Consider the following 8,350-nt stretch of genomic DNA (forward strand, 5'->3'; position numbering starts at 1 on the left):
GCGGCAGCCGCGCGAGGTGCAGCCGCGCAAGGCCGTGCACGCGTCGTCGGGCGGCGGCAAGGCCGGCGAGGCCCGGCCGGGCCTGCTGGCGCGCATCCGCCGCCGGCTCGAGGACATCGTCAAGCGCGACCCGCGCTCGCAGTCGTAACCGGCGCGGGGCGGCGCCGGCAACCCGCGTCGCCCCGTCGCGTTGCGTGGCCGTCGGCTGGTCATCGCCGCGCCCGCCATCGATACTTGCCCGATCGTCCTCGACAGGTGGCGCGATGACCGTCCTGCGCTTCGACAACGTCAGCAAGCAGTACAGCGGCGGCCGGCAGGCCCTGCGCGAGGTCAGCTTCGAAGTCGGGGCCGGCGAGATGCTGTTCGTCACCGGCCACTCCGGCGCCGGCAAGACCACCCTGCTGAAGCTGATCCACCTGGCCGAGCGGCCGAGCCGCGGCGCGGTGCTGTTCGGCGAGAAGAACCTGCTACGCGTGCGCGGCCGCAGGGTCGCGATGCACCGGCGCAATGTCGGCGTGGTGTTCCAGGACCACCGCCTGCTGGCCGACCGCAGCGTCGCCGACAACGTCGCCCTGCCGCTGCTGCTGCAGGGCATCCGCCGCGCCGAGATCAACAAGCGGGTGCGTGCGGTGCTCGACCGGGTTAGCCTCGGCGCCCGCGCGCAGGCGCTGCCGGCGCAGCTGTCGGCCGGCGAGCAGCAGCGCGTCGGCATCGCCCGCGCGATCGTCGCCGAGCCGGCCCTGCTGGTCGCCGACGAGCCGACCGGCAACCTCGACCCGACCCTGTCGGCCGAGATCATGGCGCTGTTCGAGTCGCTGCCCGAGCGCGGCACCAGCGTGCTCGTCGCCAGCCACGACCTCGCGCTGGTCAAGCGCATGAAGAAGCGCGTGCTGGTGCTCAACCAGGGCGAGCTGGCCGACGACATCGCGCCGGAGGACCTGGCCGAATGAGCAGGACGCCGAACACCACGCCGGCGAAGTCGCGTTCGCGCATCGGCACCTGGTTCGACCACCACCTCTACAGCCTCGTCGCCAGCTTCGGCCGGATGCTGCGCAAGCCGTGGTCGACCGCGCTGACGATCGGCGTGATGGCGGTCGCGCTGGCGCTGCCGCTGGGCCTGTGGGCGGCGCTGGCCAACGTCGAGCGCTTTGCCGGCGACGTGCAGGAAGCGCGCCAGGTCAGCCTGTTCCTGAAGACCGACGTCGCTGCCGACCGCGCCGATGAACTGGCCGGACAACTGCGCGCACGCGCCGACGTCGCCGCGGTCGAACACCGCACGCCGGAGCAGGGCCTGGCCGAACTGCGCGGGAGCGGCGGCCTCGGCGACACCCTGTCCCACCTCGACGGCAACCCGCTGCCGAGCCTGCTGATCGTGACGCCAAAGGGCGACGAGGCGGCGCTGACGAGCGCGCTGGCGGCGCTGCCGGAGGCCGACATCGTCCAGCACGACGCGGCCTGGCGCGAACGCCTCGACGGCTGGCTGCGCTTCGGCGGCCGGCTGGCCTGGGTGCTGGCGGCGATGCTCGGCTTCGGCGCCCTGCTGGTGGTCGGCAACACGGTGCGGCTGGACATCCAGCAGCGCACCGAGGAGATCGGCGTGCTGCAGCTGCTCGGCGCGACCGACGGCTTCATCCGCCGGCCCTTCCTGTACCTTGGCCTGAGCTACGGGCTGGTCGCCGGGGCGCTGGCGCTGGCCCTGCTGACCGCGGCCGACCTGTCGCTGCGGGCGCCGCTGGAGGAGCTGGCGCGCAGCTACGGCAGCGACTTCGCCCTGCGCGGCTTCGGCCCGCTGGCGGCGCTGGCGATCGTCGCCGCCGCCGGCGTGCTGGGCTGGATCGGTGCCGGCCTCGTCACCGGCCACTACCTCCGCCAGACCCGACCGACCGACACATGAGCAGTCCCGAAGACAAGTTGCGCCATGTCGCCGCCGACGCCCCGCGGGTGATGGTGGTCGACGGCTCGAAACTGGTGCGCAAGCTGATCGGCGACGTGCTGGTGCGCGAGCTCGAGGGGGCCACCGTGCTGCCCTGCGCCGGCATCGACGAGGCCCGCGCGGCGCTCGCGGCCGGCCCGGTCGACCTGGTCACCACCTCGCTGGCGCTGCCCGACGGCGATGGCATCGAGCTCGCCCGCGCGGTGCGCGAGGCCGCCGGCCAGGCCTACGTGCCGGTGATCGTGGTGTCCGGCGATGCGCAGTCGCACCTGGAGTCGCGCCGCTTCACCGAGGACGTCACCGACTACTTCGACAAGTCGCTCGGCCACGGCGCGCTGGCCGCGTTCATCCGCGGCTACGTGCAGCCCGAGCCGATCCCCGGCGCCCGCGTGCTGTACGTCGAGGACAGCCGGGTGGTGGCGCTGGCGACCAAGCGCATGCTCGAACGCCAGCAACTGCAGGTGCTGCACTTCGTCGGCGTCGAGGAGGCGCTGGAATACCTCGAGGGCCATCGCGGCAACGACGACCCGGGCGCCGACCTCGTGCTGACCGACGTCTATCTCAAGGGCGAGCTCGACGGCCACGACCTGCTCGAGCGCGTCCGCGGCGATTTCGGCTACGGCAAGCGCCGGCTGCCGGTGCTGGTGATGACCGGCGACGCCAACCCCGAGAACCAGAGCGCGCTGCTGCGTGCCGGCGCCAACGACCTCGTGCTCAAGCCGATCGAGGAGCGCCTGCTGGTGACCAAGACGCTGTTCCAGCTGCGGGCGGCCAAGCTGGCGTGAGCGACGACCGGGTCCGGCTCGAACCGTCCTGGAAGGCCCGCGTCGGCGACTACCTGCAGCGCGACGACATGCAGGCGCTGTCGGCGTTCCTGCGCGAGCGCAAGGCCGCAGGGGCGCGGGTGTTCCCGCCGGGGCCGGACATCTTCGCCGCGTTCGAGGCGACCCCGTTCGACGCCACCCGCGTCGTCATCCTCGGCCAGGACCCGTACCACGGCCCCGGCCAGGCCCACGGACTGTGTTTCTCGGTCCGCCCCGGGGTCGACGTGCCGCCGTCGCTGCTCAACGTCTACAAGGAGATCGAGCGCGACCTCGGCCACCCGCGGCCGTCGCACGGCTGGCTGCTGCCGTGGGCGCGGCAGGGCGTGCTGCTGCTCAACGCGGTGCTGACGGTCGAGGCCGGCCGCGCCGGCGCGCATGCCGGCAAGGGCTGGGAAGGCTTCACCGACCACGTGGTCGACACCCTCAACCGCGAACGCGACGGGCTCGTGTTCATGCTCTGGGGCAGCTACGCGCAGAAGAAGGGCGCGATGATCGACCGCGCCCGCCACAAGGTGCTGAAGGCGCCGCACCCGTCGCCGTTGTCGGCCCACCGCGGCTTCATCGGCTGCGGGCACTTCTCGGCGGCCAACCAGTACCTCGTACGCCGCGGCGGGCGCCCGGTCGACTGGTCGCTGCCGGCTTCGGTCTGACGGCGGCGGCGCCGCGGCGGCATCCCGGCAGGTCGGTTCCGGCCTTGATCCGGAACTTACGCCCGTACCGGCAGTCTTAATCGGGCACGCCGGATCGATTGTTCCGTGAATGGGACGATAAAGCCCCGGTTCCCGCCTTAGCACTCACCCCTGCCGACTGCTAACATCCTGCCCATGACCGATATCACTGCCAACGCCCTGGTTTCCAACAGCCTGCCGGTCCTCGCGCTCAACGCGTTGACCCCGCTGGGTTCGCTCGACGCCTACATCGGCGCGGTCCACAAGATCCCGGTGCTCAGCGCCGAGGACGAGCAGGATCTGGCCCGCCGCTTCCGCGACGACGAGGATCTCGACGCCGCCCGCGAGCTGGTCCATTCCCACCTGCGCTTCGTGGTCCACGTGGCCCGCGGCTACAACGGCTATGGCCTGCCGCTGGGCGACCTGATCCAGGAAGGCAACATCGGCCTGATGAAGGCGGTCAAGCGCTTCGACCCCGACCAGGGCGTGCGCCTGGTCAGCTTCGCGGTGCACTGGATCCGCGCCGAGATGCACGAGTTCATCCTCAAGAACTGGCGCATCGTCAAGGTGGCGACGACCAAGGCGCAGCGCAAGCTGTTCTTCAACCTGCGCAAGAGCAAGAAGCGCCTGGGCTGGATGAACGATGCCGAGGTCACCGCGGTCGCCGCCGACCTCAACGTCTCCAAGCGCGAGGTGCTGGAGATGGAATCGCGCCTGTCCGGCCGTGACATCGGTTTCGACGCCCCGGCCGGCGAGGACGACGACCACGCGCCGCCGTCGCCGGTGAGCTACCTGCGCGCCGACGCCGAGGACCCCTCGCAGATGTACGAGCGCGAGGACGAGGAGGACAGCCAGCTGTCGCTGCTGCGCGAGGGACTGGCCAAGCTCGACGAGCGCTCTCGCGACATCGTCGCCCGCCGCTGGCTCGGCAACGAGAACAAGGTGACGCTGCAGGAGCTGGCCGACGAGTACGGTGTCAGCGCCGAGCGCATCCGCCAGATCGAGGCCAACGCGCTGAAGAAGATGCGCGCGCTGTTCGCGGCCTGACGCGGTCGACAACGAGTCTCACGGTGGCGGCCCGGGAAACCGGGCCGTTTCCTTTTGCGCGTCCGAGCCGCCGAAGATGACCCGCGCATGGCGCTGGTAGGTCCAGTAGGCCCAGGCCCAGTTGGTCAGCACCGCGAGCCGGTTGCGGAAGCCGATCAGGAAGAACACGTGGGCGACCAGCCAGAACCACCAGGCCAGCAGTCCCGACAGCTTCAGCCCGCGCAGGTCGACCACCGCGGCCATCCGGCCGATGGTCGCGAGGTTGCCGAAGTCGCGGTAGCGGAACGCCGGCGCCGTCCGCCCGGCGAGGCGCGCGCGGATCGCCGCGGCGACGTGCCGGCCCATCTGCTTGGCTGCCGGCGCGACGCCGGGCACCGGCCTGCCGTCGGGCTGGCGCACGCTGGCGAGGTCGCCGGCCACGAACACCTCCGGCCGCCCCGGCAGCGACAGGTCGTCGGCCACCGGCACCCGTCCGGCGCGGTCGCGCTCGACCCCCAGCAACGCGCCCAGCGGCGAGGCGGCGACACCGGCGGCCCACAGCACCGTGCGCGCCTGCACGCGCTCGGTGCGGCCGTCGCCGGCGTCGAGGGTGTAGCCGTGCGGGTCGATGCCGGCGACCGCCTTGCCGGTCACCACATCGACACCGAGCCGCTGCAACTGCGCGGCCGCCTTCGCCGACAGTGAATCGGGGAACGACGCCAGCACCCGCGGGCCGGCCTCGACCAGCCGCACCCGCGCCTGCGCCGGGTCGATCCGGCGGAACTCGCGGCGCAGCGTGTGGCGGGCGATCTCGGCCAGCGTGCCGGCCAGCTCGACCCCGGTCGGGCCGCCGCCGACGACCGCGAACTCCAGCCACGCCGCGCGCTCGGCCGGCGTCGCCGCGGCCTCGGCGCGCTCGAACGCCAGCAGCACCCGGCGCCGGATCGCCAGCGCATCCTCCAGCGTCTTCAGCCCCGGCGCGTCAGCGGCCCAGTCGTCATGGCCGAAATAGGAGTGGGTGGCGCCGCTGGCCAGCAGCAGGATGTCGTAATCCAGCGCGACGCCGTCGGCCAGTCGCACCCTGCGCGCGTCGGTGTCGATGCCGGTCACCTCGCCGAGGCGTACCTCGACGTTGGCCTGCCGTCGCAGGATGTGCCGCAGCGGTGCGGCGATGTCGGGCGCCGACATCCCCGCGGTCGCGACCTGGTACAGCAGCGGCTGGAACAGGTGGTGGTTGCGGCGGTCGACCAGGGTGATCCGGACCGGTGCCCGCGCCAGCCCGCGGGTGGCCCACAACCCGGCGAATCCGCCGCCGACGATCACCACGTGGGGCTGCGCCTGCATCGCTGTCCTCCGTTGCACCGGTGCCATTGTCCGGGTGTGCCGCGCCGGTGCGCTAGGCTCGGCACGATCCCCGACGGAGCATGCCGATGGCGCAAGACGAGAAACGCATCGCCCTGCTGATCGACGCCGACAACGCACCGGCATCGCGGCTCGACCTGATCCTCGCCGAGGTCGCCCGCCACGGCGTGGCCAACGTGCGCCGCGCCTACGGCGACTGGAAGAACCCGCACCTCAAGAGCTGGGAGGCCTGCCTGCACCAGTACGCGATCCGGCCGGTGCAGCAGTTCGCCTACAGCCGTGGCAAGAACGCGTCCGACATGGCGATGGTGATCGACGCGATGGACCTGCTGTACGCACGCAACCTCGACGCCTTCGCGATCGTCTCCAGCGACGCCGACTTCACCCCGCTGGTGATGCGGCTGCTGACCGACGGCGTGAAGGTGTATGGCTTCGGCGAGAAGAAGACGCCCGAGCCGTTCGTCAACGCCTGTTCCAAGTTCACCTACGTCGAGGGGCTCGGCCAGAGCGCGGTTGGCGACGGCGACGGCGGCCCGCTGACCGAGCCGCGCACGCCGGCCGAACTGCGCGGCGACGCGCGGCTGCTGAAGATGCTGCGCGGCGCGGTCGACTTCGCCAGCGGCGACGACGGCTGGGCGCATCTCGGCGCGGTCGGCCAGCAGATCGGCAACCAGGCCTCGTTCGACTCGCGTAATTACGGCTACCGCAAGCTCAGCGACCTGATCGAGGCGTCGGGGCTGTTCGAGGTGCGCCGCGACGAGCAGAGCCTGTGGGTGCGGGAGAAGCCGAAGCCGCGCAAGGTCGCCAAGCGTGCGCGCAAGGCGCCGCCGCGGCCGGCTCAGTAGAGGTCGACCGGGTCGACGTCGAGCGACCAGCGCACGCGCCGCGTCTCGGGCAGCGCGCGGATCGCCGGCAGCGCGGCGTCGAGCGCGGCGTGCAGCGCGCGGCGGCCGGGCGATGACAGCAGCAGCTGGCTGCGCTGGTAGCCGGCGCGGCGCGGCATCGGCGCCGGCAGCGGGCCATTGAGTTCGAGCGTGCCCGTACCGGCCTGTTCGATGCAGCGGCGCGCGGCCTGCAGGAAACCGTCGGCATGCTCGACCTGCTTCGCCTCGGCCCGCATCAGCGCCAGGTGGGCGAACGGCGGGAAGCCGGCCGCCTCGCGCTGCTGCAGTTCGATTTCGGCGAACGCGCCGTAGCCGCCCGCGAGCAGGGTCGCCAGCAGCGGGTGCTCGGGGTGGTGGGTCTGCAGCACGACGGTGCCCGGGCGGTCGGCGCGGCCGGCGCGGCCGGCGACCTGGATCAGCAGCTGGGCGAGCTTTTCCGGCGCGCGGAAGTCGGCCGAGAACAGCCCCTCGTCGATCCCGACCACCGCGACCAGGGTCAGGTTCGGCAGGTCGTGGCCCTTGGCCAGCATCTGGGTGCCGACGAGGATGCCGCGGGCGCTGCCGAACTCGGCCAGGTGCTGCTCCAGCGCGTCGCGGCGGCGGGTGGTGCCGCGGTCGATGCGCATCACCGGCACGTCCGGGAAGCGTTCGCGCAGGGCCTCCTCGATCCGCTCGGTGCCGGCGCCCTGCGACTGCAGCGCCAGCCCGCCGCAGTCGGGGCAGGCATTCGGCGCCGGCCGGCGCGCACCGCAGTGGTGGCACTGCAGGCGGCGGCCGCCGGCGTGGACCGTCATCGGCGCGTCGCAGCGCTGGCACTGCGCGCTCCAGCCGCAGTCGTGGCACAGCAGCACCGGCGCGTAGCCGCGGCGGTTGCGGAACACCAGCACCTGGCCGTCGGCGTCGAGCGCGCGGCTGATCGCCTCGAGCAGTTCCGGCGACATCCCGGCCTGCAGCGGCCGCTTGCGCACGTCGAGCACGCGCACCGCCGGCGGCCGCGCGTTGCCGGCGCGCTGGCGCAGCCGCAGCCACGTGTAGCGCCCGGCGTCGGCGTTGCGCAGCGACTCAAGCGACGGCGTGGCGCTGCCCAGCAGCACCGGCACCCCGAGCGCCTGCGCGCGGACCAGGGCGAAGTCGCGCGCGTGGTAGCGGATGCCGTCGAGCTGCTTGTAGCTGCCGTCGTGCTCCTCGTCGACCACCAGCAGGCCGGCCTCCGGCAGCGGCAGGAACACCGCCGAGCGGGTGCCGACCACCACCCGCGCCTCGCCGCGCCGGCAGGCCGCCCAGGTGCGCGCGCGCTCGCCGTCGGACAGGCCGGAGTGCAGCACGTGCACCGGCACCCCCAGCCGCTCGCGGAAGCGCGCCAGCAGCTGCGGGGTCAGGCCGATCTCGGGCACCAGCACCAGCGCCTGGCGGCCGCGCGCGAGGCAGTCGGCGATCGCGTGCAGGTAGACCTCGGTCTTGCCGCTGCCGGTGACGCCGTCGAGCAGCACCGGGTGGAAGCGGTCGACGCCGGCCAGGATCGCGTCCACCGCCTGGCGCTGGTCGTCGTTGAGGGTGGGGCCGGGGCGCGCGGGCGCGGGCGCCGTGGCCGGGTCGAGGGTGACGCGCTCGGCCAGTCCGCGGCCGGCGAGGCTGCGGGCGGCGCCACGCCAG

The 8,350-nt window shown here is 72.9% G+C and carries 8 protein-coding genes; 6 read left to right on the forward strand and 2 right to left on the reverse strand.

The features are described 5' to 3' along the window. Nucleotides 1–263 precede the first annotated feature (263 nt). The 5 genes from ftsE (at nt 264) to rpoH (ending at nt 4,472) form a co-directional block, all read left to right on the forward strand. On the forward strand, nt 264–950 hold the full coding sequence (ftsE, locus tag N799_RS13700; RefSeq protein WP_036213762.1) for a cell division ATP-binding protein FtsE: 687 nt from the start codon (nt 264–266) through the stop codon (nt 948–950). After that, complete coding sequence (gene ftsX, locus N799_RS13705) at nt 947–1,894, forward strand: permease-like cell division protein FtsX (RefSeq protein WP_036213764.1); 948 nt, start codon at nt 947–949, stop codon at nt 1,892–1,894. The genes ftsE and ftsX overlap by 4 nt, the downstream gene beginning before the upstream one ends. Next, nucleotides 1,891–2,718 carry a response regulator gene (locus N799_RS13710; RefSeq protein WP_036213768.1) on the forward strand — a complete coding sequence of 276 codons (828 nt, stop codon included), beginning with the start codon at nt 1,891–1,893 and terminating at the stop codon, nt 2,716–2,718. The genes ftsX and N799_RS13710 overlap by 4 nt, the downstream gene beginning before the upstream one ends. Further along, nucleotides 2,715–3,407: a uracil-DNA glycosylase gene (gene ung, locus N799_RS13715; RefSeq protein WP_036213771.1), complete on the forward strand. Its 693-nt coding sequence runs from the start codon at nt 2,715–2,717 to the stop codon at nt 3,405–3,407. The genes N799_RS13710 and ung overlap by 4 nt, the downstream gene beginning before the upstream one ends. A gap of 174 nt (nt 3,408–3,581) precedes the next feature. Then, nucleotides 3,582–4,472, forward strand: coding sequence for an RNA polymerase sigma factor RpoH (gene rpoH / locus N799_RS13720; protein ID WP_036213774.1), 891 nt, complete (start codon nt 3,582–3,584; stop codon nt 4,470–4,472). 18 nt (nt 4,473–4,490) lie between these two features. Here the strand turns inward: rpoH and N799_RS13725 are convergent, their stop codons facing one another. Beyond that, nucleotides 4,491–5,795, reverse strand: coding sequence for an NAD(P)/FAD-dependent oxidoreductase (locus tag N799_RS13725; protein WP_036213777.1), 1,305 nt, complete (start codon nt 5,793–5,795; stop codon nt 4,491–4,493). 86 nt (nt 5,796–5,881) lie between these two features. Between N799_RS13725 and N799_RS13730 the strand changes: the two genes are divergently transcribed. Next, nucleotides 5,882–6,658, forward strand: coding sequence for an NYN domain-containing protein (locus N799_RS13730; protein WP_036213783.1), 777 nt, complete (start codon nt 5,882–5,884; stop codon nt 6,656–6,658). Here N799_RS13730 and N799_RS13735 read toward each other — a convergent pair. After that, nucleotides 6,652–8,350 (reverse strand): primosomal protein N' (locus N799_RS13735; protein ID WP_036213780.1); only part of this gene is annotated, 1,699 nt, incomplete at its 5' end. The genes N799_RS13730 and N799_RS13735 overlap by 7 nt on opposite strands.

The sequence above is a fragment of the Lysobacter arseniciresistens ZS79 genome, assembly GCF_000768335.1.
Taxonomy (GTDB): domain Bacteria; phylum Pseudomonadota; class Gammaproteobacteria; order Xanthomonadales; family Xanthomonadaceae; genus Novilysobacter; species Novilysobacter arseniciresistens.

Excerpts from the sequence above, each read along its gene's own strand:
- ftsE (WP_036213762.1), top strand. The coding sequence starts at position 264 with ATGACCGTCCTGCGCTTCGACAACGTCAGCAAGCAGTACAGCGGCGGC.
- ftsX (WP_036213764.1), top strand. The coding sequence starts at position 947 with ATGAGCAGGACGCCGAACACCACGCCGGCGAAGTCGCGTTCGCGCATC.
- N799_RS13710 (WP_036213768.1), top strand. The coding sequence starts at position 1,891 with ATGAGCAGTCCCGAAGACAAGTTGCGCCATGTCGCCGCCGACGCCCCG.
- rpoH (WP_036213774.1), top strand. The coding sequence starts at position 3,582 with ATGACCGATATCACTGCCAACGCCCTGGTTTCCAACAGCCTGCCGGTC.
- N799_RS13725 (WP_036213777.1), bottom strand. The coding sequence starts at position 5,795 with ATGCAGGCGCAGCCCCACGTGGTGATCGTCGGCGGCGGATTCGCCGGG.
- N799_RS13730 (WP_036213783.1), top strand. The coding sequence starts at position 5,882 with ATGGCGCAAGACGAGAAACGCATCGCCCTGCTGATCGACGCCGACAAC.